Here is a 21,179-nt window from a genome sequence, read left to right on the forward strand (position 1 = left end):
CGCTGGCAGGGGCGTCATCCCGGACTCTTGCCCGACGTGTGGTCAGGCCTCCCGCGCAGCATGGGCGATGCAGGCCTCGCGAAACGCCTGGAACAGGCGCCGCGAGACCGGGTTTTCGGTGAATCGCCACTCCGGGTGCCACTGCACACCGAGCACGAAGCCCGGCGCAGCAGGCATCGACACCGCCTCGATCAGGCCATCCGGGGCTCGTGCCTCCACCCGCAGGCCGCTGGCCAGGCGATCGATGCCCTGGCTGTGCAGCGAGTTGACGTCGAATTGTGCAGGCAGCCCCAGGCGCTCGAACACGCCGCCAGGCGCAACGCTGACAGGGTGACGAGGGCCGTATTGCTCTTCAAGTGCAGCGTCTTCCGGCTCACGGTGATCGAGGTAGCCCGGCAGCGCCTGCACCCGCTGGTGCAAGCTGCCACCCAGGGCCACGTTGAGTTCCTGAAAGCCCCGGCAGATGCACAGCACCGGCACGCCAGCAGCGACGGCTGCCTGCAACAACGGCAAGGTCAGACGGTCACGCGCCAGGTCGTGCCGAGTGCCCGGGGCGCTAGGAGCGCCATTGTAATGCTGCGGCTCGACATTTGAAGGCGAGCCGGTGAAAACAATACCGTCGAGGCGGGCCAGCAGCGCCTGCGGGTCGCTGCCGCCATCGCGCGCAGGCAGAATCAGGGGCAGTCCGGCAAATGCGGCTGCCTCGACATACTTGTCGCCTACTGTGTGCGACGCGTTCTTGCCCACCTGCTGACGGCAGGCGCTGACACCGATCAAAGGGACCGCAGTTGCGCTCATGGGCTTACACCGTGTGCAGGTACCAGTTGTACTCGAGGTCGGAAATCGACACTTCGAACTCGGCCAGCTCGCTTTCCTTGCAGGCCACGAAGATATCGATGTAGTCCGGGCTGATGTACTGATTGAGGATTTCGCTGTCGTCCAGTGCGCGCAGGGCGTCACGCAAGTTGTTGGGCAGGCTCTGCTCCAGCTGCTCGTAGGCGTTGCCTTCGATCGGCGCTGCCGGCTCGATCTGGCGGGTGAGGCCATGGTGGATCCCGGCGAGGAGCGCCGCCAGCATCAGGTAGGGGTTGGCGTCGGCGCCCGCTACCCGGTGCTCGATGCGTACGTTATCGCTGCTGTCGGTCGGTACGCGTACGGCGACGGTGCGGTTGTCCAGACCCCAGCTTGGCGCATTCGGCACGTAGAACTGGGCACCAAAGCGGCGATAGGAATTGATGTTCGGGCACAGGAAGGCCATCGAAGCCGGCATGGTCTGCAAGACGCCGCCGATGGCATGGCGCAAGGCGTCGCTCTGCAAGGGGTCATCGCTGGCGAAGATGTTCTTGCCGGTCTGCTTGTCGAGCAGCGAGATATGCACGTGCAGGCCGTTACCCGCCTGGCCCGGGTAGGGCTTGGCCATGAACGTGGTGTCCATCTCGTGATCGTAGGCGACGTTCTTGATCAGGCGCTTGAGCAGAATCGCGTAATCGCACGCCTTCAGCGGATCGGCCACGTGGTGCAGGTTGACCTCGAACTGCGCCGGGGCGCTTTCCTTGACGATGGCGTCGGCGGGCAAGCCTTGCTCCTTGGCCGCTTCGAGCATGTCTTGCAGGCAGTCGGCGTACTCGTCGAGGTCGTCGATCAAGTACACCTGCGTCGATTGCGGGCGCTTGCCGGAAATCGGCGAGCGTGGCGGTTGCGGGCGGCCGTTGAGGTTGTCCTGATCGATCAGGTAGAACTCCAGCTCGAACGCGGCGCAGATGCTCAGGCCCATGGCGTCGAACTTGCTCACCACCTGGCGCAGCACTTCGCGCGGGTCGGCGAAGAACGGCGCGCCGTCGAGCTCGTGCATGGTCATCAGCAACTGGGCCGTCGGGCGCTTCTGCCACGGTTCGTCGCACAAAGTTCCGGCAATCGGGTAGCAGATGCGGTCGGCGTCCCCGATATCCAGTCCCAGGCCGGTACTCTCGACCGTCGAGCCGTTGATGTCCAGGGCGAACAGCGATGCCGGCAGGTTGATGCCCTTCTCGTACACCTTGTGCAGGCTGGCGCGTTCGATGCGCTTGCCACGTACCACGCCGTTCATGTCGGAAATCAGCAGATCGACGTACTGAGTATCCGGATGGGCCTGAAGAAAGTCGTTCATCTCGCTGGAAGTACTGGCGCACGGGGTGACCGACGTCATGGCTTACATCCTATGATTTGCTGCGGCGATGTGGAGGGTACGGCTGGCGCCTCACGGCGACGATGGTTTGCAGCTGTTGTTTTTTTAACGTTCCCATCGTGGGGATTGCTCCGACCGGGCGCATTGATTCCCGGGGGCCGTTTCACTATAAAATGGCCCTCACGCAACAGACATTGGCAATTCGGCAAGCAGAGCGTGCACCAATGCAATATCAGATCACTCACGCCGACCTTTCTCTGGTCCTGGCACTGGAACGTGGGCGCTCGCTGGCCAAGGCCGCCGAGCTGCTCAAGGTCGATGTCTCGACCGTATTTCGCTCGATACGGCGGCTGGAATCGGCGCTGGGCACTGCGCTGTTCGTGAAAAGCCGCAAAGGCTACCTGCCGACCGACACAGCCCAGGCCCTGGCCGAGCAGGCAGAGCGTGCCGAGCAGGCGCTGGAGGCAGCGCGCATCGCCATGAGCAGTGGCGAGCAGGTGGTCAGTGGCACAGTACGGCTGACCTGTACCGAAGCTGTGATGCACAGCCTGCTGCTGCCGGCGCTGGCCGCGTTCATGCCCAATTACCCGGCGCTGTCGCTGGAAATGGGTACATCCAATACCTTCGCCAATCTCAGCCGGCGCGATGCCGACATCGCCCTGCGCCTGACCAACACCCCACCGGAACATCTGGTCGGGCGCTGCCTGGGCTCCACCTCCTATGTGATCTGCGGCCAGCCGCAGTGGCGCGAGCGCCTGGGCCAATCGGCCAGCAGCGTGCCCTGGATCGCGCCGGACGACTCGATGCAAGACCACCCCACAGTGGTCTGGCGCAACCAGCATTACCCAGGTCTGGGCCCGCGCTACCAGTGCAGCAGCATGTCGACCATCGCCCAGCTGGTCAGCACCGGGCTGGGCGTGGCGGCGCTACCGGACTACATGGTGCACGCCTTGCCAGGGGTAGACGCGTTGAGCGGGCCGTTGCCTGGTTGCGATACCCAGCTATGGTTGCTGACCCGCCCCGACTGCCGTGCCTTGCGCTCGGTTCAGACCCTGTTCGAAGAGCTGACGCCGCGATTGCGGGACGCGCTGGTCTGAGGTTATTGTCAGGGCATACGTCGAGGGCGTCTGCCCCGCGCCTTTGGCGGACACGCCAGATGGCCGGACAAAACAGCGCTTCCCTATTGGCTGGTGATTTTTTAAACTATCGAGTCCGCCTGCCCGTATTGGGCTGCACGCCCACCGCATTTGCTACTGAGGAAGACCATGGCCCGCGTAACTGTTGAAGACTGCCTGGAACACGTGGATAACCGTTTTGAGCTGGTCATGCTCTCGACCAAGCGCGCCCGTCAGCTGGCTACCGGCGGCAAAGAGCCACGCGTTGCGTGGGAAAACGACAAACCGACCGTTGTCGCCCTGCGCGAGATCGCCGAAGGTATCGTGACCCCCGAGTTCATCGCTGCTGAAGAGATCGTCACCGAGGATCCGGTCTTCGCCGCATTCGAGGACGAGTCCAACGAGGCTGTCTGATCCATGCCCGGTCGACGTCGCGCGGCACAAGGCCCTCTTCCCCGGCAAGAGGTGAAACCATGCCGGGTATAGAAGCCCTGGCCGAACGGCTGTCGACCTACCTTGGCCCCGAACAGGTCAACCTGGTTCGGCGCGCCTACTTCTACGCCGAACAAGCTCACGACGGGCAACGCCGCCGCAGCGGCGAGCCCTACGTGACGCATCCGCTGGCCGTGGCCAGCATCCTCGCCGACATGCACATGGACCATCAGAGCCTGATGGCCGCCATGTTGCACGACGTCATCGAAGACACCGGCATCGCCAAAGAGGCGCTGTGCCAGCAGTTTGGCGAAACCGTCGCCGAGCTGGTCGATGGGGTCAGCAAGCTGACCCAGATGAACTTCGAGACCAAGGCCGAGGCGCAGGCCGAGAACTTCCAGAAGATGGCCATGGCCATGGCGCGCGACATTCGCGTGATCCTGGTCAAGCTCGCCGACCGCCTGCACAACATGCGCACCCTTGAAGTGCTGTCTGGCGAGAAACGCCGACGCATCGCCAAGGAAACCCTGGAAATCTACGCGCCCATCGCCAATCGCCTGGGTATGCACACCGTGCGCGTCGAATTCGAGGACCTGGGCTTCAAGGCCATGCACCCGATGCGCTCCTCGCTGATTCATCGCGCGGTGAAGAGTGCGCGTGGCAACCGCAAGGAAATCGTCGCCAAGATCGAACACTCGCTGGCCAACTGCCTGGCCGCCGACGGCATCGAAGGTGAAGTCAGCGGGCGCCAGAAACACCTCTATGGCATCTACAAGAAGATGCGCGGCAAACGCCGCGCCTTCACCGAAATCATGGATGTGTATGCGTTCCGCATCATCGTCGACAAGGTCGACACCTGCTACCGCGTGCTCGGCGCCGTGCACAACCTGTACAAGCCACTGCCCGGCCGCTTCAAGGACTACATCGCGATTCCCAAAGCCAACGGCTACCAGTCGTTGCACACCACCTTGTTCGGCATGCACGGCGTGCCCATCGAAATCCAGATACGTACCCGCGAAATGGAAGAGATGGCCAACAACGGCATTGCCGCACATTGGCTGTACAAGTCCAACGAGCACGATCAACCCAATAGCCATGCCCGTGCACGGCAGTGGGTCAAGGGCATCCTCGAGCTGCAGCAGCGCGCCGGCAATTCGCTGGAATTCATCGAGAGCGTGAAGATCGACCTGTTCCCGGACGAGGTCTATGTGTTCACGCCCAAGGGCCGCATCATGGAGCTGCCCAAAGGCTCCACCGCGGTCGATTTCGCCTACGCCGTGCATACCGATGTCGGCAACAGCTGCATCGCCTGCCGCATCAACCGGCGCCTGGCGCCGCTGTCCGAGCCGCTGCAAAGTGGCTCGACCGTCGAAATCGTCAGCGCTCCAGGCGCCCGGCCGAATCCGGCCTGGCTCAACTTCGTGGTCACCGGCAAGGCCCGCACGCACATACGCCACGCCCTCAAGCAGCAGCGCCGTTCCGAATCGATCAGCCTCGGCGAGCGCCTGCTGAACAAGGTGCTGACAGGTTTCGACAGCAGCCTGGAGCGAATTCCGCAGGAGCGTATCCAGGCGATTCTCAGCGAGTACCGCCTGGAACTGACCGAAGACCTGCTCGAGGATATCGGCCTGGGCAACCGCATGGCCTACGTGGTCGCCCGCCGCCTGCTGTCGGCCGAGGGCGAACCGCTGCCGGCACCGGAAGGCCCGCTGGCGATCCGCGGCACCGAGGGCCTGGTACTGAGCTACGCGAAGTGCTGCACGCCGATCCCCGGCGACCCGATCGTCGGCCATTTGTCGGCTGGCAAAGGCATGGTCGTGCACCTGGAAAACTGCCGCAATATCAGTGAAATTCGTCACAACCCGGAAAAATGCGTTCAGCTTTCCTGGGCCAAGGACATCCCTGGCGAGTTCAATGTCGAGTTGCGTGTCGAGCTCGAACACCAGCGCGGGCTCATCGCGCTGCTGGCCAGCAGCGTGAATGCCGCCGACGGCAACATCGAGAAAATCAGCATGGACGAACGCGACGGCCGTATCAGCGTGGTCCAACTGGTGGTCAGCGTGCACGACCGTGTGCACCTGGCGCGTGTGATCAAGAAGCTGCGTACCTTGACCGGCGTGGTCCGCATCACCCGCATGCGTACGTAGTCCGCCAACCGCAAGGAGTCATCATGAGCAAGACGGTAATCAACAGCGACAAGGCCCCTGCCGCTATCGGCACCTACTCTCAGGCGATCAAGGCCGGCAATACCGTGTACATGTCGGGCCAGATCCCACTGGACCCCAAGACCATGGAGCTGGTCGAAGGCTTCGAAGCGCAGACCGTACAGGTGTTCGAGAACCTCAAGGCGGTGGCCGAAGCGGCGGGCGGTTCGTTCAAGGATATCGTCAAGCTGAACATTTTCCTCACCGACCTGAGCCACTTCGCCAAGGTCAACGAGGTCATGGGCCGCTACTTCGAGCAGCCGTACCCTGCGCGTGCCGCCATTGGTGTTGCCGCACTGCCCAAAGGCGCCCAGGTCGAAATGGACGCCATCCTGGTCATCGACTGATGCCACGGTGACGGGCTGATCGCCCGTCACCCTCCTTTGCAAGGTTATCCCGTCATGCGTCAAGCACTGCCCCTCGCGCTGGCAGCCCTGCTTCTGAGCGGTTGCGCCAGCCACAAGCCTGAAGACTTCAACGGCACCTGGATCAACCAGGCCGCCATCGACGCTGCCAGTAACAATGGCAGCCTGCGCCAAGCCCTCGATACCCATGGCCCGGTGCTGGAGTGGAAGCTTGACGTCACTCGCCAGCAGGCCAGCTTCAGCAATGGTTTCGAAGCGGCCGATGGCCGTTTGAGCGCTGACCAGAAGCACTGGCAGGCGAGCTTCGAAGGTGGCCAGACCGAGCAACTGGAGCTCGATGGCGACGAACTCAAGGCCACGGCCGCGAACGGCAGCGAGCGAACCTTCGTTCGCGCCGCGCAGGCGGGCAATGCGCCGCTGGGCGCAACGTTCGAAAAAGCGCTGTATCAGGCCTACCTGGGCGGAGATTGGAAAATCATCGAAGGTCAGGGCCAGGGCGCGACCGTGCGCTTTGGCGATACGGGTAATGTCACCGGCCTGCCAGGCCCGGACCGATTCGCCCTGTGCCTGGCCGGCGACTGCGCCAGCATGGGCGGCAACAACGACAGCTTGTGGCTCGAACGCAACCAGCGTGGGGCGCCGTTCATCTTCAAGCGCGACGGCAACACGCTGACGATCTACCAGGCGGTCAATACCGCCAACGCCGACGAGATTCCTCAGCTGAGCCCCGGCCCCCGGCAGTGGGTACTGGAGCGCAGCTGAAGGCGCTCCCCGTGGGTTCAGCGCTTGCCTGCGAGTATGGCGGCGTAGCCTTCCTGGTAGCTCGGATAGGCGGGCACCCAGCCCAACGCCCGTGCCCGGGCATTGCTGCAACGCTTGCTACCGGTGCGCCGCACGCGTTGCTCATCCGACCAGTGAGTAACGCCCAGGTACTGGCGTAGCCACGCCACGACCTCGGCCAGCGGCGCGGGCGCGTCATCGACACCGATGTAGCAGTCCTGCAGCGCTACCCCGTCCACGTCAGCTTGCAACAGGTGAGCCATCAGGCCAGCCGCGTCCTCGGCGTGGATGCGATTGCCATACAGCGGCGGATCGACCGCCACCCGATACCCTTGGCGCACCTGGCTCAGCAGCCACTCGCGCCCCGGGCCATAGATGCCGGTCAGGCGCACGACGCACGCGGGCAGCCCGCTGGCATGGGCAAGGCTTTCGGCCTGCAGCATGATCTTCCCGGAATACCCCTCAGGCTCGGTGGCGCTGGTCTCGTCGACCCACTGCCCATCTTTTTGCGCAAACACACTGCTGCTGGAGACGAACAGCAAGCGCCGTGGTCGCTGGCCCCGATCGGCTAACCAGCCCAGCACATGCCGCAAGCCGTCGACATAGGCTGATTGATAGCCTGCCTCGTCGTGCTGACTGGCGGCAACGCAGTACACCAGGTAGTCAGGCGATCGCAGCGGCCAGGCTTGGGGAATGACCGGATTCGCTAGATCGGCTGCGATGGCTTCGACCCCTTCAGGCAGTGCACTGACCGTGCGGCGCAGACCGCTGACGTGCCAGCCCTTGGCCAACAGTTGTCGGGCCAGACGCCCGCCAACATCACCGCATCCCACAATCATTGCGGAAAGGTCCGACATCATGAAACTCCCTAGACCAAAGGGTCAGGCTAGCCGGATTACACGATGGGCGGCTAGGCCCTGGGCGAAAAAAGCAACGAGATTACTTTTGTTAACAAGAATTACTTGCAATAATGGCGGCCCTATCTGTTCTCGGCCTATCTCGAGGCCTTGGAGAACGCTCACTTTTTCTTCATCAGGTCCGGCTAGCATGACACGTACTCAACCTTCCGCTTCGCCAACCCCGTCGCGCGCCTGGCGCGCCATCGCCGCGCTGGTTTTCAGCCTGGTGCTGGCCCCGGTGGCCCTGGCCGATGAGCCGAACGCCACTGCTGCAACGCCAGCCGCTGCCGCTGCGCCAGCCACCCCGGTTGCCGCCGAAGGCCAGGCCCCGACCGCCGCCGAAGGCCAGCCCGCCGCTGCCCCCGTGGCCGATCCAGCGGCCCAGGAACTGGTTGAAGATACTTCCCTGGGCATGGCACATGACTTGTCGCCCTGGGGCATGTACAAAAATGCCGACGTCGTGGTCAAGGCCGTGATGATCGGCCTGGCCATTGCCTCGATCATCACCTGGACCATCTGGATCGCCAAGGGCTTCGAGCTGCTGGGCGCCAAGCGCCGCCTGCGGGGCGAGATCGCGGCATTGAAGAAGTCGGTCAGCCTCAAGGACGCCAGCGAGGTTTCCAACAAGGAAGGCACCCTGGCCCACACGCTGGTGCATGACGCCCTCGAAGAGATGCGCCTGTCGGCCAACGCTCGCGAGAAAGAAGGCATCAAGGAGCGCGTGAGCTTCCGCCTCGAGCGCCTGGTCGCCGCCAGCGGCCGGACCATGAGCAGCGGCACCGGTGTGCTGGCGACCATTGGTTCCACCGCCCCGTTCGTGGGTCTGTTCGGTACCGTCTGGGGCATCATGAACAGCTTCATCGGCATCGCCAAAACCCAGACCACCAACCTGGCCGTGGTCGCCCCCGGTATCGCCGAAGCCCTGCTGGCGACCGCTCTGGGTCTGGTGGCGGCGATTCCGGCGGTGGTGATCTACAACGTCTTCGCGCGTTCGATCGCCGGCTACAAGGCTCAGGTGTCCGACGCTTCTGCCCAGGTACTGCTGCTGGTCAGCCGTGACCTGGACCACCAAGGTGGCGAGCGCGCCGCCCCGCACATGGTGAAAGTGGGGTAAACCATGGGCCTGCATCTGAACGAAGGTGGCGACGACCTCGCCGAGAACCACGAAATCAACGTGACGCCATTCATCGACGTGATGCTGGTGCTGCTGATCATCTTCATGGTCGCCGCACCGCTGGCCACAGTCGATATCAAGGTCGACCTGCCCGCCTCCAGCGCCAAACCGGCGCCACGGCCGGAAAAACCAGTGTTCGTCAGCGTCAAGGCTGACCAGAAACTTTACGTCGGTGACGATCAGGTGGCCACCCCGGCGCAACTTGGCCCGATGCTCGATGCCAAGACCAAGGGCGACAAGGAAACCACCATCTTCTTCCAGGCTGACAAAGGCGTGGACTACGGTGACCTGATGGAGGTGATGAACACCATGCGCGCGGCCGGCTACCTGAAAGTCGGTCTGGTCGGGCTCGAGACGGCAGCCAAGAAATGACCAAACCGCGCTCAAACGTGGCGCGCTACGTTGGCAGCCTGGCGATCGTGCTGGGCGTGCACGTGGTCGCCGTGCTGCTGACCCTCAACTGGTCGGTGCCCCAAGCCATCGAACTGCCGCCGGCAGCCATGATGGTCGAGTTGGCACCGCTGCCCGAGCCTGCGCCGCCACCACCGCCCAAAGCCGCCCCGCAGCCGCCTGCACCGGTCGAGGAGCCGCCGATGCCGAAGCTGGTCGAGGCCCCGAAACCGAAGATCGCCGTCGCCAAACCCAAGCCCAAGCCCAAACCTCAGCCGCCCAAGCCTGAGAAAAAGCCTGAGCCGCCAAAGGACGAGCCACCGGCCAAGCAGGAAGTCGCCGATACCCCGCCAAGCGAGGCGCCACCGCAGAAGTCAGCGGCCCCGGCACCGAGCATCGCGGCCAACAGCAAGGCGCTGCCAACCTGGCAAAGCGACCTGCTGCGTCACCTGGGCAAGTTCAAGCGCTATCCGGAGGACGCACGCCGTCGCGGCCTGCAGGGCATCAACCGCCTGCGTTTCGTGGTCGATGCCGACGGCAAGATCGTCTCCTACTCCATGGCCGGCGGCTCGGGCAGCGCAGCCCTGGACCGGGCGACGATGGAAATGATCCGCCGCGCCGGCAAGGTGCCCAAGCCGCCTGCGGAATTGCTGACCAATGGCACGATCGAGGTGGTGGCGCCGTTCGTCTACTCGCTGGACCGTCGCTGATACTTTTGTTTCTGTCACAAATCGGCAAGTCTGATAACGTGCGTCTATCGATTGCAGCCGCTATGCTGGGCCCGCAACTTCATGGACGCACGTTATGACCCTCACTGAACTACGCTACATCGTCACGCTCGCCCAAGAGCAGCACTTCGGCCATGCTGCCGAGCGCTGCCACGTCAGCCAACCGACGCTCTCGGTCGGCGTGAAAAAGCTTGAGGACGAGCTGGGTGTATTGATCTTCGAACGCAGCAAGAGCGCGGTGCGTCTGACCCCGGTTGGCGAGAGCATCGTGGCCCAGGCGCAGAAGGTGCTCGAGCAGGCTCAGGGGATTCGCGAGCTGGCCCAGGCGGGCAAGAACCAATTGACCGCCCCGCTCAAGGTCGGTGCCATCTACACTGTCGGCCCGTACCTGTTCCCCCACCTGATTCCGCAGCTGCACCGCGTAGCGCCGCAGATGCCGCTGTATATCGAAGAAAACTTCACCCACGTGCTGCGCGAAAAACTGCGTAATGGCGAACTGGACGCGGTGATCATCGCCCTGCCGTTCAATGAAGCCGATGTCCTGACCCTGCCTCTGTACGACGAACCCTTCTGTGCGCTCATGCCTGCCGACCACCCCTGGACGGCGAAGAAGACCATCGACACCGCGCTGCTCAATGACAAGAGCCTGCTACTGCTAGGCGAAGGTCACTGTTTCCGCGATCAGGTGCTCGAGGCTTGCCCCACCCTGATCAAGGGCGGCGAAGGCGCAAAGCACACCACGGTCGAGTCCAGCTCGCTGGAAACCATCCGCCACATGGTCGCCTCGGGTTTGGGCGTGTCCATCCTGCCGCTGTCGGCCGTGCACAGCCATCATTATGCGCCGGGCGTGATCGAAGTCCGTCCGCTGACGGCTCCGGCGCCGTTCCGCACCGTCGCCATCGCCTGGCGCGCCAGCTTCCCGCGGCCGAAAGCCATCGAGATCCTCGCCGACTCGATTCGCCTGTGCTCGGTTGCCAAGGCGCCCGCGGACCCGTCGGCCTGATCCATGACTGAGCTGTCGAAGGTTTCGGTCACGGCGCTCAAGGGCGTAGGCGATGCCATGGCGGAAAAGCTCGCCAAGGTCGGCCTGGAAAACCTGCAAGATGTGCTGTTTCATCTGCCCTTGCGCTATCAGGACCGCACCCGCGTGGTGCCCATTGGCCAATTGCGGCCGGGTCAGGATGCCGTGATCGAAGGGGTGGTCAGTGGTGCCGACGTGACCATGGGCAAGCGCCGTAGCCTCGTCGTGCGCCTGGGCGACGGCACTGGCGTATTGAGCCTGCGCTTCTACCATTTCAGCAACGCACAAAAAGAAGGCCTCAAGCGCGGCACGCACCTGCGTTGCTACGGCGAGGCGCGTCCCGGCGCCTCGGGCCTGGAGATCTACCATCCGGAGTACCGCGCGCTCAACGGCGACGAGCCGCCGCCGCCGGTCGAACAGACCCTGACGCCGATCTATCCTTCCACCGAAGGCCTGACCCAACAGCGCTTGCGTCAGCTTTGCCAGCAGAGCCTGAGCATGCTTGGCCCCCGTAGCCTGCCCGATTGGCTACCGGATGAGCTGGCCCGCGACTATCAGCTGGCGCCGCTGGACGACGCCATTCGTTATCTGCACAACCCGCCCGCCGATGCCGACCTCGACGAACTTGCCGAGGGCCAGCACTGGGCGCAGCACCGCCTGGCCTTCGAGGAACTGCTGACCCATCAGCTGTCTCAGCAACGCCTGCGCGAGAGCCTGCGCAGCCTGCGCGCCCCGGTACTGCCCAAAGCCAAGCGTCTGCCGGCCCAATACCTGGCCAACCTGGGCTTCCAGCCGACCGGCGCGCAACAGCGCGTCGCCGGCGAAATTGCCTATGACTTGAGCCAGCACGAACCGATGCTGCGCCTGGTGCAAGGCGACGTCGGCGCCGGCAAGACGGTGGTCGCCGCCCTGGCGGCGTTACAGGCACTGGAAGCCGGCTATCAGGTCGCCCTGATGGCACCTACCGAGATCCTCGCCGAACAGCACTACATCACCTTCAAGCGCTGGCTCGAGCCGCTGGGCATCGAGGTCGCCTGGCTCGCCGGCAAGCTCAAGGGCAAGGCCCGCGCCAGCGCCCTCGAGCAGATCGCCGGCGGTGCGCCGATGGTGGTCGGGACCCATGCCTTGTTCCAGGAAGAAGTGAAGTTCCAGCGCCTGGCCCTGGCCATCATCGACGAACAACACCGCTTTGGCGTACAGCAGCGCCTGGCCCTGCGCAAGAAAGGCGTGGCCGGAGAGCTGTGCCCGCACCAGCTGATCATGACCGCCACACCCATCCCGCGCACCCTGGCCATGAGCGCCTATGCCGACCTGGACACGTCGGTGCTCGACGAACTGCCGCCCGGGCGGACGCCGGTCAACACCGTTCTGGTGGTCGACAGCCGCCGTTTCGAAGTGGTCGAACGTGTGCGCGCCGCCTGCGCAGAAGGCCGCCAGGCCTATTGGGTGTGCACCCTGATCGAAGAATCCGAAGAACTCACCTGCCAGGCTGCCGAAAGCACCTTCGAAGAGCTTGGCAGTGCGCTCGGCGAGCTGCGCGTGGGCCTGATCCACGGGCGCATGAAGCCTGCGGAAAAAGCCGAGGTCATGGCTGAGTTCAAGCAGGGCAGTCTGCAACTGCTGGTCGCGACCACGGTGATCGAAGTGGGTGTCGACGTGCCCAATGCCAGCTTGATGATCATCGAGAACCCCGAGCGCCTGGGCCTGGCCCAGCTTCACCAGCTGCGCGGCCGGGTCGGCCGAGGGAGCGCGGTGAGCCACTGCGTGCTGCTCTACCACCCGCCGCTTTCGCAAATCGGACGGGAACGCCTGGGCATCATGCGCGAAACCAATGACGGTTTCGTCATCGCCGAAAAAGACCTGGAGCTGCGCGGCCCGGGCGAGATGCTCGGCACCCGCCAGACCGGCCTGCTGCAGTTCAAGGTGGCCGACCTGATGCGTGACGCTGACCTGCTGCCGGCCGTGCGCGATGCCGCCCAGGCGCTGCTGGCGCGCTGGCCGGACCACGTTAGCCCCTTGCTCGACCGCTGGCTGCGTCACGGCCAGCAATATGGCCAGGTATGAGCCTGGCCATAATGGATCCAGCTTTGATGACAGGCTGGTTATACTTCGCTTTTAAAAGATTAGTGGATACAGACCATGACTGAAGTTGCCCTGGACACTGCAACCCCACACGCACCGTCTGTCATCCGGCTACTGCTCGAAAAACTCCACGTGCCCTACGAAGAGGTGGCAGAGCACCCAGCGCTGTCGAGCGCATCACAGGTGCAGGCGATCCTCCTCGACGACGAGATTGGCGCTTTGCTGGTGTTGTTCCCGCAAAGCAAGCTGCTGGACCTCAGCCGCCTGGAAGAGCTCACCGGGCGCAAGCTCAAGGCCGTCCCGCTGCCGCGCCTCAAGCAGATGCTCGACAAACACCAGCTCAAGGCATTGCCGGCGATCCCGGCGCTGACCAGTTCGCCCTGCCTGTATGAAGGCAAGTTGCTCGAGGCCGAGCACCTGCTGATCCAGTCCGGTGAAACCGGCTTGCTGCTCAAGGTTCACCGCGACGATTTCAAGCGCATGCTGATCAAGGCCAGCGCCGGCAGCTTCGGCCAGCCCGTTCGCGATATCCGTCCCAATCTCGACCGCCCGGATGACGACCCCAAGGAAATCACTCTGGCGGTGCAAGCGTTCACCGCACGGCGCATCCAGAAGCGCCTGGAGGAAACCATCGAGATTCCTCCGCTGGCCGACACTGCACAAAAAATCATCAAGCTGCGGGTCGACCCCAATGCCAGCATCGACGACATCACCGGCGTGGTGGAAACCGACCCGGCCCTGGCCGCCCAAGTCGTCAGCTGGGCTGCTTCGCCCTACTACGCGTCACCCGGCAAGATCCGCTCTGTCGAAGATGCCATCGTGCGCGTACTGGGCTTCGACCTGGTGATCAATCTGGCCCTGGGCCTGGCGCTGGGCAAGACCTTGAGCCTGCCCAAGGATCAGCCCCAGCAGGCCACGCCGTATTGGCAGCAGTCGATCTATACGGCCGCCATCATCGAAGGCCTGACCCGTGCCATGCCACGCGCCGAACGCCCCGAGGCCGGCCTGACTTACCTCGCAGGGCTGCTGCACAATTTCGGCTACCTGCTATTGGCGCATGTGTTCCCACCGCACTTCTCGCTGATCTGCCGCCATCTGGAGGTCAACCCGCACCTGCCGCACACCTTCGTCGAGCAGCACCTGCTGGGCATCAGCCGTGAGCAGATCGGCGCTTGGCTGATGAAGCTGTGGGACATGCCCGAAGAGCTGTCGACCGCCCTGCGTTTCCAGCATGATCCGGCATACGACGGCGAAAACTCGGCATATCCCAACCTGGTGTGCCTGGCCACCCGCCTGCTGCGCTCGCGCGGCATCGGCTCGGGGCCGCAGGAGGAAATTCCGGACGAGCTGCTCAAGCGCCTGGGCATCAGCCGCGACAAGGCCAATGATGTGGTGAACAAGGTGCTTGAGGCCGAGTCGCTGCTGCGCGAACTGGCGTCGCAGTTCAACGCTCCACACTGACGACCGGCATGCGCGGTGGGCGCAACGTGTTGCGCCCACCGGTTTTGGTCAGCGTTTCTTCTTGGGTTTCAGGTATTTCATCAGCCCCTGGAACCACATGACCAGCGCCGGATTGCCTTTGATCTGGATGTGCTTGTCTTGGATACCCTGCATGAAGGCCAGCTGTTTGTTGCTCGCCTGCAGCGTGGTGTAGCCGTAAGCCGCATCCTTGAAAGCGATGGCGAAGGCAGGCTGCGGATAGGTGCCGGCTTTGCTGCTGACCCGCTCGCCGCTGACGATGAAGTGCCGAGCGATCTTGCCGTCGAGCGTCTGCATCTGGAACACCAGATCCTTGTCCCTGAGCTGCTGCTGGAACGCCGGGTTGGTGCGGCTGGCTCGGGCCATCAGCAGGCCCATGGCCCAAAGGAGAAAGCGAAACTTCATCAACACGCCTCGAATACAAAATGACTGAGACGCGCAGTTTAGCCTTTTCCTGAATTATTTAGCCAAGTTCGTAACACTTCGCCGCTGAAACGTACAACGGGCGCCCGTGGGCGCCCGTTCGAGTGACAGTGCCAATCTCATTTTTTCTTCGTGGCTTTCGCTGGCTTGGCCGCCACATTGACGCTGTCGCGCAGGTTCTTGCCAGGCTTGAAGGCCACGGTGTTGCTGGCCTTGATCTTCACCGGCTCGCCGGTTTGCGGATTCTTGCCCGTGCGCGCACCCCGATGGCGCTTCTCGAACGTGCCGAAACCGACCAAGGTCACGGTGTCCTTGTCCAGGGCACTGGTAATACTGTCGAGGATAGCGTTGAGCACCTGATTGGCCTTGTCCTTGGTCAGATCGGTCTTTTCGGCAATGACAGCGGCGAGTTCTGGTTTACGCATAGTGAAGCCTCTTTGACGGAATTCTTGTTGTTATGCCGTGCTGCCATTGGAGCAGCGTTCAAGGCACCGCAGGCTCTAACCTGCGGCAGACGGAACTGAGAATGGCACGCTCGCCAAGGCCGCGCCAGTATCGGGACGGCCATTGTGCTGGCAACAACAGGATAAATCCGACAGAACGCCCGCGATTTACGCCATCAACGCCGGGAGCTGGCGGTTGAGCGCCAGTTTCTCCATCACCGCGCTGCCGGTCAGTACATAGCCCAGCAGTTGGCCATCGGCGTCATGACAGAGCACCTTGAGGTCGCGGCCCTGCCCGCTGACTTGCCAGGATCCTTCTGTGCCGGGCGGTGGCGGCGAGACCACCAATGGGCAAGCCGGAGTCTTCACGGTGATCGGCATGGGGCCGTAGCTGACCTCGGTGGGGTTGCCGACCAAGGTCTGCGCCAGCGCCCGCACACAGGCCATCAGCGGCATGACATAGAGCAGGTTGATGCCGTCGACCTCGGCGCAGTCGCCAAGGGCGAAGATGTGGCTGTGCGAGGTGCGCAACTGACGGTCGACGACCACGCCGCGATTGATCTGCAAGCCTGCAGCGGCGGCCAGGTCAGTGCGCGGACGCAGGCCGATGGCCGACACCACCACGTCACAGGCGATCACCTGACCATCGGACAGATGCGCCTGCAAGCCCTCGTCAGCGCGCACCAAGCGGTTCAGCACCGGGCCCAGGTGCAAGCGTACTCCGAGTTCTTCCAATCCGGCTCTTACTGCTGCCGCCGCAGCCGGATGCAGCAGCGTGGGCATGACCTGCTCGCACGGTGCGACCATGTCGACGTCGAAGCCGCCCTGGCGCATGTCGTTGGCGAATTCACAGCCAATCAGACCGGCGCCGAGGATCAGGACGCGCTGCTTGCCCGCAGCCGCAGCGCGCAAACGCGCGTAATCTTCCAGATCGTTGACCGGAAACACCTTGTCGGCAGCGTCGCCCTCGATGGGCACCTGCACGGTCTGCGCCCCCCACGCCAGAATCAGGTCGCGGTACTCGATCGCTTCCTCACCGACCCAAAGCCGCCGATGACCTGGGTCGATGCCGCTGATGCGCGTGTGGGTACGGATCTCGGCGTTGAGCTGCTCGGCCATCGCGCCGGCTTCAGCCATGCACAGGCCATCGGCATCTTTTTGCTTGGCAAAGCCGGTGGACAGCATGGGCTTGGAATACGAACGACCGTCGTCAGCGGTAATCAGCAACAACGGCGTGACGCCATCGAGCTTGCGAAATTCACGGGCCAGGTTGTAACCGGCCAGGCCGGTACCGATGATTACCACTGGAGCGGTCATGCGCTTGTTCCTCGATCAGCCGATGGAGATCATTTCAAAGTCGCTCTTGCCCACGCCACAATCTGGGCACAGCCAATCCGCCGGGACGTCTTCCCAACGGGTTCCCGGCGCGATGCCGTCGTCCGGCCAGCCTTCGGCTTCGTCATAGATCAGGCCACAGACAATACACTGCCACTTTTTCATCGGATCGTTTTCCTTGGTCCAGGCTCAGGCTAAGTGTTGCTGCTGCTGGCGCTTGGCAGGCTGGGGCGCCGCCACATGGCCAGTGCGCAATTCGTGCAGGCTTTGTAACGGCCCTGCCGGCAGGATGCAAGCGCTCAGGGCAATCATGCTAAGCTCGCCGCCTCTCTGGCTGTCATCAAGCATATCGACGTGTCGTACGAATCCCCGCAAGCAGCCGCTGTCGCGTGGCTGACGTATTCACAGCTGGCCAGCGCAGTCGACCAGCCGACCTTGGACTGGCTGTTCGACGACGGTTCGCTGACCCGCCGCCTCATTCAATTGTCCCAGGATCACTTTGCCGTCACCCCGTTGTACGAGGGCTGGCAAGCCCTGCGCGATGACGAGTGCCTGGCCCTGAACATCGCCCCCGGCGCCGAAGGCTGGGTCCGTGAGGTGTTCCTGCGCGGTCACGGTGAACCTTGGGTGTTCGCCCGCAGCGTCGCCAGCCGCAGCGCTCTCGAACGCGGCGGCCTCGATCTGGAAACCTTGGGCAGTCGTTCGCTGGGTGAGCTGCTGTTCTGCGATCAGGCGTTCGTTCGCCTGCCGATCGAAGTGAGCCATTACCCATCACACTGGCTGCCGGCCGAGGCCGCGCAAGCGGGGCTGTGGGGTCGGCGCTCGCGCTTCGAGCGCGACGGCCTGGCACTGCTGGTGGCAGAGGTTTTCCTGCCTGCGCTGTGGCACGCAGCCACGGAGGAACCCTGATGTACCTGCACTTGCTCAAATCGCTGAACCGCCTGCACCCGCGCGCCTGGGACTTCATTCAGCTCAGCCGCATGGATCGGCCGATCGGTATCTACCTGCTGCTGTGGCCGACCTTGTCAGCGGTATGGATTGCCGGGCACGGCTCGCCGACCCTGGCCAACGTGCTGATCTTCGGCCTGGGGGTGGTGTTGATGCGCGCAGCCGGCTGCTGCATCAACGACTTCGCCGACCGCAAGGTCGATGGCCACGTCAAGCGCACGGCCGATCGACCACTGGCCAGCGGCCGAGTCAAATCGCGCGAGGCGCTGGTGCTGTTCGCCATTCTGGTCGGCGTGAGCTTCCTGCTGGTGCTGTGCACCAATAGCCGCACGATGTGGCTGTCGTTTGGCGCAGTGGCGCTGGCGTTCTGCTACCCATTCATGAAGCGCTACACCTATTACCCCCAGGTGGTACTCGGTGCCGCCTATTCGTGGGGCATCCCCATGGCCTTCACCGCTGCCGGGGGCGAATTACCGGCCAGTGCCTGGCTGCTGTACATCGCCAACCTGCTGTGGACGGTGGGCTATGACACCTACTACGCCATGGTCGATCGCGATGACGACCTGAAGATCGGGGTCAAATCCACTGCCATTCTGTTCGGCGAGGCCGATCGCAACATCATCCTCGGCTTGCAATTGTCCTCGTTGGCCTGCCTGCTGCTGGCCGGATCCCACTTCGCGTTGGGTGGCTGGTTCCACCTGGGCTTGCTGGGTGCGGCGGCGTGCTTTGCCTGGGAATACTGGTCGACGCGCAGCCTGGACCGCGAGGCCTGTTTCAAGGCGTTTTTGCACAACCACTGGGCGGGTATGCTGGTGTTCGTGGGTGTGGTGCTGGATTACGCACTGCGCTGAACATGCCGTGGGCCAGGCGCAAAATGCCTGGCCCCGTCATTTAATGTCGCAAGAACGGCCAACCCTCTGTCACACAGCTGCAATAATTCCGTTATCTAATGCGGGCCAAGACAGGATTTCTGGAAGAGGTTTTGAGCATGGTTGGCAGAAACATTCTGATCGTCGACGACGAAGCGCCGATTCGCGAAATGATCGCCGTGGCATTGGAAATGGCCGGCTATGACTGCCTGGAAGCCGAGAACTCGCAGCAGGCGCACGCTATCATCGTCGACCGCAAGCCTGACCTGATCCTGCTCGACTGGATGCTCCCAGGCACCTCCGGCATCGAGCTGGCCCGGCGCCTGAAGCGTGACGAGCTGACCGGCGATATCCCGATCATCATGCTCACCGCCAAAGGTGAGGAGGACAACAAGATCCAGGGCCTGGAGGTCGGTGCCGATGACTACATCACCAAACCCTTCTCGCCCCGCGAACTGGTCGCCCGCCTCAAGGCGGTGCTGCGGCGCACCGGCCCCAGCGACAGCGAGGCGCCGATCGAAGTCGGCGGCCTGTTGCTCGACCCGATCAGCCACCGCGTGACCATCGATGGCAAGCCGGCCGAGATGGGACCCACCGAGTACCGTCTGCTGCAGTTCTTCATGACTCACCAAGAACGCGCCTACACGCGCGGGCAGTTGCTTGATCAGGTCTGGGGCGGCAATGTCTATGTCGAAGAGCGCACGGTCGACGTGCACATCCGCCGCCTGCGCAAGGCGCTGGGCGAAGCCTACGAAAACCTCGTGCAAACCGTTCGCGGCACCGGCTACCGCTTCTCCACCAAGAGCTGAAAAGCAGTAGCAAGCTTCAAGCTTCAAGGAAGAGCAGTCGGCATCGACTTCTAGAGATTAATCACCATCGTGGATCCAGCACCTCTTGTAGCTTGCAGCTCGAAGCTTGCAGCTGGGTCCGAAGGATCCCCCCCCAGTGAACCAGAACTGGCACGCCACGCTGATTCGTCATTTGTTGCTGTTGATCACCGTCTGCCTGATCGGCGGGCTGATCAGTGGTTACTATGGCTGGAGCCTGGCCATTGGCCTGGCACTCTACCTGGGCTGGACCCTCAAGCAGCTGCTGCGCCTGCATGACTGGCTGCGCAATCACCAACCCGATGAAGCACCGCCCGATGGTTACGGCCTGTGGGGTGAGGTGTTCGACAGCATCTATCATTTGCAGCGTCGCGACCAACGGGTGCGCGGGCGCCTGCAGGCCGTGATCGATCGGGTGCAGGAATCCACGGCGGCATTGCGCGATGCAGTGATCATGCTTGACAGCGACGGCAACCTGGAATGGTGGAACCGCGCGGCAGAGACCCTGCTCGGATTCAAGACGCCTCAGGATGGCGGTCAGCCGGTGACCAACCTGGTGCGTCACCCGCGCTTCAAAGAGTACTTCGAAGCGCAAAATTACGCAGAGCCGCTGGAAATCCCCTCACCGATCAACGACCGTCTGCGCGTGCAACTGCACATCACCCGCTACGGCAACAACGAGCACCTGATGCTGGTGCGCGACGTCACCCGTATCCATCAGCTTGAACAGATGCGCAAGGACTTCGTCGCCAACGTGTCCCACGAACTGCGCACGCCGCTGACGGTGATCACCGGTTACCTGGAAACCCTGCTGGATAACGTCGAGGACGTGAACCCGCGTTGGACCCGAGCACTGCAGCAGATGACTCAGCAGGGCTCGCGCATGCAGACGCTGCTCAATGACCTGCTGTTGTTGGCCAAGCTCGAGGCCACCGACTACCCGTCGGATAACCAGCCGGTGGCTGTCGATGCCCTGCTCGCGGCGATCAAGCAGGATGCCCAGGCGTTGTCGGGCCCGCGCAAGCAACGCATTACCCTCGAAGCTGCGCCAGGCTTGCGCCTCAAAGGCAGTGAGTCAGAGCTGCGCAGCGCGTTTTCCAACCTGGTGTTCAATGCGGTCAAGTACACCCAGGACGAGGGCAGCATCCGCATTCGCTGGTGGGCCGATGACCAGGGCGCCCACCTGACGGTGCAGGACTCGGGGGTTGGCATCGACGCCAAGCACCTGCCCCGGCTCACCGAGCGTTTCTATCGCGTCGATTCCAGCCGTGCGTCGAATACCGGTGGCACCGGCCTGGGCCTGGCGATCGTCAAGCACGTGTTGATGCGTCATCGCGGCAAGCTGGAAATCAGTAGCGTGCCGGGGCACGGCAGCACCTTCACCTGCCACTTCGGTCCTACCCAGCTGATGGGCCCCAAGGGCTGAGATTGCGTCGATGCGACTTGCCGTCGAAGGCTGAGAGCCGCTACATTGGATCCCCCGTGCCAGCAAGAGCTGGCA

General features: G+C 63.3%; 22 protein-coding genes. 15 read left to right on the plus strand and 7 right to left on the minus strand.

Features of this window, described 5'->3' with window-relative positions; all coding sequences use genetic code 11:
• Positions 1 to 42: 42 nt before the first annotated feature.
• Both FS665_RS05055 and FS665_RS05060 read right to left on the minus strand, forming a co-directional pair.
• A complete protein-coding gene (locus FS665_RS05055; protein WP_145184345.1) occupies positions 43 to 798 on the minus strand; it encodes a gamma-glutamyl-gamma-aminobutyrate hydrolase family protein in 756 nt (251 codons plus the stop codon).
• A 4-nt stretch (positions 799 to 802) separates the two neighbouring features.
• Positions 803 to 2,185: a glutamine synthetase family protein gene (locus FS665_RS05060; RefSeq protein ID WP_145184348.1), complete on the minus strand. Its 1,383-nt coding sequence runs from the start codon at positions 2,183 to 2,185 to the stop codon at positions 803 to 805.
• A gap of 203 nt (positions 2,186 to 2,388) precedes the next feature.
• Here FS665_RS05060 and FS665_RS05065 point away from each other — a divergent pair, with 203 nt between their 5' ends.
• From FS665_RS05065 to FS665_RS05085, 5 genes are all read left to right on the plus strand, one after another.
• Complete coding sequence (locus FS665_RS05065) at positions 2,389 to 3,261, plus strand: LysR family transcriptional regulator (protein ID WP_145184351.1); 873 nt, start codon at positions 2,389 to 2,391, stop codon at positions 3,259 to 3,261.
• A 168-nt stretch (positions 3,262 to 3,429) separates the two neighbouring features.
• On the plus strand, positions 3,430 to 3,693 hold the full coding sequence (gene rpoZ / locus FS665_RS05070; protein ID WP_016394025.1) for a DNA-directed RNA polymerase subunit omega: 264 nt from the start codon (positions 3,430 to 3,432) through the stop codon (positions 3,691 to 3,693).
• A gap of 59 nt (positions 3,694 to 3,752) precedes the next feature.
• Positions 3,753 to 5,858, plus strand: coding sequence for a bifunctional GTP diphosphokinase/guanosine-3',5'-bis pyrophosphate 3'-pyrophosphohydrolase (spoT, locus tag FS665_RS05075; protein WP_145184354.1), 2,106 nt, complete (start codon positions 3,753 to 3,755; stop codon positions 5,856 to 5,858).
• Positions 5,859 to 5,881: 23 nt separating this feature from the next.
• Positions 5,882 to 6,262 (plus strand): RidA family protein, encoded by a 381-nt coding sequence (locus FS665_RS05080; RefSeq protein ID WP_145184357.1) that lies wholly within the window; start codon positions 5,882 to 5,884, stop codon positions 6,260 to 6,262.
• A gap of 54 nt (positions 6,263 to 6,316) precedes the next feature.
• Positions 6,317 to 7,042, plus strand: a complete 726-nt coding sequence (locus FS665_RS05085; protein ID WP_145184360.1) for a hypothetical protein — start codon at positions 6,317 to 6,319, stop codon at positions 7,040 to 7,042.
• Between the two features lie 17 nt (positions 7,043 to 7,059).
• Here the strand turns inward: FS665_RS05085 and FS665_RS05090 are convergent, their stop codons facing one another.
• A complete protein-coding gene (locus FS665_RS05090) occupies positions 7,060 to 7,917 on the minus strand; it encodes an SDR family oxidoreductase (protein WP_145184362.1) in 858 nt (285 codons plus the stop codon).
• A 190-nt stretch (positions 7,918 to 8,107) separates the two neighbouring features.
• Between FS665_RS05090 and exbB the strand changes: the two genes are divergently transcribed.
• The 6 genes from exbB to FS665_RS05120 all read left to right on the plus strand — a co-directional run bounded on the left by exbB (position 8,108) and on the right by FS665_RS05120 (position 14,815).
• On the plus strand, positions 8,108 to 9,073 hold the full coding sequence (gene exbB / locus FS665_RS05095) for a tonB-system energizer ExbB (protein ID WP_145184365.1): 966 nt from the start codon (positions 8,108 to 8,110) through the stop codon (positions 9,071 to 9,073).
• Positions 9,074 to 9,076: 3 nt separating this feature from the next.
• Complete coding sequence (gene exbD, locus FS665_RS05100; RefSeq protein WP_145184368.1) at positions 9,077 to 9,505, plus strand: TonB system transport protein ExbD; 429 nt, start codon at positions 9,077 to 9,079, stop codon at positions 9,503 to 9,505.
• Positions 9,502 to 10,233 carry an energy transducer TonB gene (locus tag FS665_RS05105; protein WP_145184371.1) on the plus strand — a complete coding sequence of 244 codons (732 nt, stop codon included), beginning with the start codon at positions 9,502 to 9,504 and terminating at the stop codon, positions 10,231 to 10,233. Before exbD ends, FS665_RS05105 begins: the two co-directional genes overlap by 4 nt.
• 94 nt (positions 10,234 to 10,327) lie before the next feature.
• Positions 10,328 to 11,254 carry a hydrogen peroxide-inducible genes activator gene (locus tag FS665_RS05110; RefSeq protein ID WP_145184374.1) on the plus strand — a complete coding sequence of 309 codons (927 nt, stop codon included), beginning with the start codon at positions 10,328 to 10,330 and terminating at the stop codon, positions 11,252 to 11,254.
• Between the two features lie 3 nt (positions 11,255 to 11,257).
• The gene (gene recG, locus FS665_RS05115) at positions 11,258 to 13,336 is read left to right on the plus strand and encodes an ATP-dependent DNA helicase RecG (protein WP_145184377.1); all 2,079 of its coding nucleotides are present in this window, start codon (positions 11,258 to 11,260) and stop codon (positions 13,334 to 13,336) included.
• Between the two features lie 75 nt (positions 13,337 to 13,411).
• Positions 13,412 to 14,815, plus strand: coding sequence for an aminoacyl-tRNA deacylase and HDOD domain-containing protein (locus tag FS665_RS05120; protein ID WP_145184380.1), 1,404 nt, complete (start codon positions 13,412 to 13,414; stop codon positions 14,813 to 14,815).
• A gap of 48 nt (positions 14,816 to 14,863) precedes the next feature.
• On the opposite strand, the gene FS665_RS05125 is transcribed toward FS665_RS05120, so the two are convergent.
• The 4 genes from FS665_RS05125 to FS665_RS05140 form a co-directional block, all read right to left on the minus strand.
• On the minus strand, positions 14,864 to 15,238 hold the full coding sequence (locus tag FS665_RS05125; RefSeq protein WP_145184383.1) for a helicase: 375 nt from the start codon (positions 15,236 to 15,238) through the stop codon (positions 14,864 to 14,866).
• A 137-nt stretch (positions 15,239 to 15,375) separates the two neighbouring features.
• Complete coding sequence (locus tag FS665_RS05130; protein WP_145184386.1) at positions 15,376 to 15,681, minus strand: HU family DNA-binding protein; 306 nt, start codon at positions 15,679 to 15,681, stop codon at positions 15,376 to 15,378.
• 186 nt (positions 15,682 to 15,867) lie between these two features.
• Positions 15,868 to 17,016: an NAD(P)/FAD-dependent oxidoreductase gene (locus tag FS665_RS05135; RefSeq protein WP_145184389.1), complete on the minus strand. Its 1,149-nt coding sequence runs from the start codon at positions 17,014 to 17,016 to the stop codon at positions 15,868 to 15,870.
• Between the two features lie 15 nt (positions 17,017 to 17,031).
• Positions 17,032 to 17,199, minus strand: a complete 168-nt coding sequence (locus FS665_RS05140) for a rubredoxin (protein WP_110743431.1) — start codon at positions 17,197 to 17,199, stop codon at positions 17,032 to 17,034.
• A gap of 189 nt (positions 17,200 to 17,388) precedes the next feature.
• On the opposite strand from FS665_RS05140, the gene FS665_RS05145 reads away from it, so the two are divergent.
• From FS665_RS05145 to phoR, 4 genes are all read left to right on the plus strand, one after another.
• Positions 17,389 to 17,943 (plus strand): chorismate lyase, encoded by a 555-nt coding sequence (locus tag FS665_RS05145; protein WP_145184392.1) that lies wholly within the window; start codon positions 17,389 to 17,391, stop codon positions 17,941 to 17,943.
• The gene (gene ubiA, locus FS665_RS05150; protein ID WP_145184395.1) at positions 17,943 to 18,833 is read left to right on the plus strand and encodes a 4-hydroxybenzoate octaprenyltransferase; all 891 of its coding nucleotides are present in this window, start codon (positions 17,943 to 17,945) and stop codon (positions 18,831 to 18,833) included. The genes FS665_RS05145 and ubiA overlap by 1 nt, the downstream gene beginning before the upstream one ends.
• Before the next feature lie 137 nt (positions 18,834 to 18,970).
• Entirely contained in the window at positions 18,971 to 19,660 is a 690-nt protein-coding gene (gene phoB, locus FS665_RS05155; protein ID WP_003253341.1) for a phosphate regulon transcriptional regulator PhoB, read from the plus strand.
• Between the two features lie 136 nt (positions 19,661 to 19,796).
• Positions 19,797 to 21,104, plus strand: a complete 1,308-nt coding sequence (gene phoR, locus FS665_RS05160) for a phosphate regulon sensor histidine kinase PhoR (protein WP_145184398.1) — start codon at positions 19,797 to 19,799, stop codon at positions 21,102 to 21,104.
• Positions 21,105 to 21,179: the final 75 nt, after the last annotated feature.

Source organism: Pseudomonas sp. URMO17WK12:I11 (assembly GCF_007677725.1).
Taxonomy (GTDB): domain Bacteria; phylum Pseudomonadota; class Gammaproteobacteria; order Pseudomonadales; family Pseudomonadaceae; genus Aquipseudomonas.

Coding starts and splice junctions, on each gene's coding strand:
- FS665_RS05055 (WP_145184345.1), bottom strand. CDS start 798: ATGAGCGCAACTGCGGTCCCTTTGATCGGTGTCAGCGCCTGCCGTCAG.
- FS665_RS05060 (WP_145184348.1), bottom strand. CDS start 2,185: ATGACGTCGGTCACCCCGTGCGCCAGTACTTCCAGCGAGATGAACGAC.
- FS665_RS05065 (WP_145184351.1), top strand. CDS start 2,389: ATGCAATATCAGATCACTCACGCCGACCTTTCTCTGGTCCTGGCACTG.
- rpoZ (WP_016394025.1), top strand. CDS start 3,430: ATGGCCCGCGTAACTGTTGAAGACTGCCTGGAACACGTGGATAACCGT.
- spoT (WP_145184354.1), top strand. CDS start 3,753: ATGCCGGGTATAGAAGCCCTGGCCGAACGGCTGTCGACCTACCTTGGC.
- FS665_RS05080 (WP_145184357.1), top strand. CDS start 5,882: ATGAGCAAGACGGTAATCAACAGCGACAAGGCCCCTGCCGCTATCGGC.
- FS665_RS05085 (WP_145184360.1), top strand. CDS start 6,317: ATGCGTCAAGCACTGCCCCTCGCGCTGGCAGCCCTGCTTCTGAGCGGT.
- FS665_RS05090 (WP_145184362.1), bottom strand. CDS start 7,917: ATGTCGGACCTTTCCGCAATGATTGTGGGATGCGGTGATGTTGGCGGG.
- exbB (WP_145184365.1), top strand. CDS start 8,108: ATGACACGTACTCAACCTTCCGCTTCGCCAACCCCGTCGCGCGCCTGG.
- exbD (WP_145184368.1), top strand. CDS start 9,077: ATGGGCCTGCATCTGAACGAAGGTGGCGACGACCTCGCCGAGAACCAC.
- FS665_RS05105 (WP_145184371.1), top strand. CDS start 9,502: ATGACCAAACCGCGCTCAAACGTGGCGCGCTACGTTGGCAGCCTGGCG.
- FS665_RS05110 (WP_145184374.1), top strand. CDS start 10,328: ATGACCCTCACTGAACTACGCTACATCGTCACGCTCGCCCAAGAGCAG.
- recG (WP_145184377.1), top strand. CDS start 11,258: ATGACTGAGCTGTCGAAGGTTTCGGTCACGGCGCTCAAGGGCGTAGGC.
- FS665_RS05120 (WP_145184380.1), top strand. CDS start 13,412: ATGACTGAAGTTGCCCTGGACACTGCAACCCCACACGCACCGTCTGTC.
- FS665_RS05125 (WP_145184383.1), bottom strand. CDS start 15,238: ATGAAGTTTCGCTTTCTCCTTTGGGCCATGGGCCTGCTGATGGCCCGA.
- FS665_RS05130 (WP_145184386.1), bottom strand. CDS start 15,681: ATGCGTAAACCAGAACTCGCCGCTGTCATTGCCGAAAAGACCGATCTG.
- FS665_RS05135 (WP_145184389.1), bottom strand. CDS start 17,016: ATGACCGCTCCAGTGGTAATCATCGGTACCGGCCTGGCCGGTTACAAC.
- FS665_RS05140 (WP_110743431.1), bottom strand. CDS start 17,199: ATGAAAAAGTGGCAGTGTATTGTCTGTGGCCTGATCTATGACGAAGCC.
- ubiA (WP_145184395.1), top strand. CDS start 17,943: ATGTACCTGCACTTGCTCAAATCGCTGAACCGCCTGCACCCGCGCGCC.
- phoB (WP_003253341.1), top strand. CDS start 18,971: ATGGTTGGCAGAAACATTCTGATCGTCGACGACGAAGCGCCGATTCGC.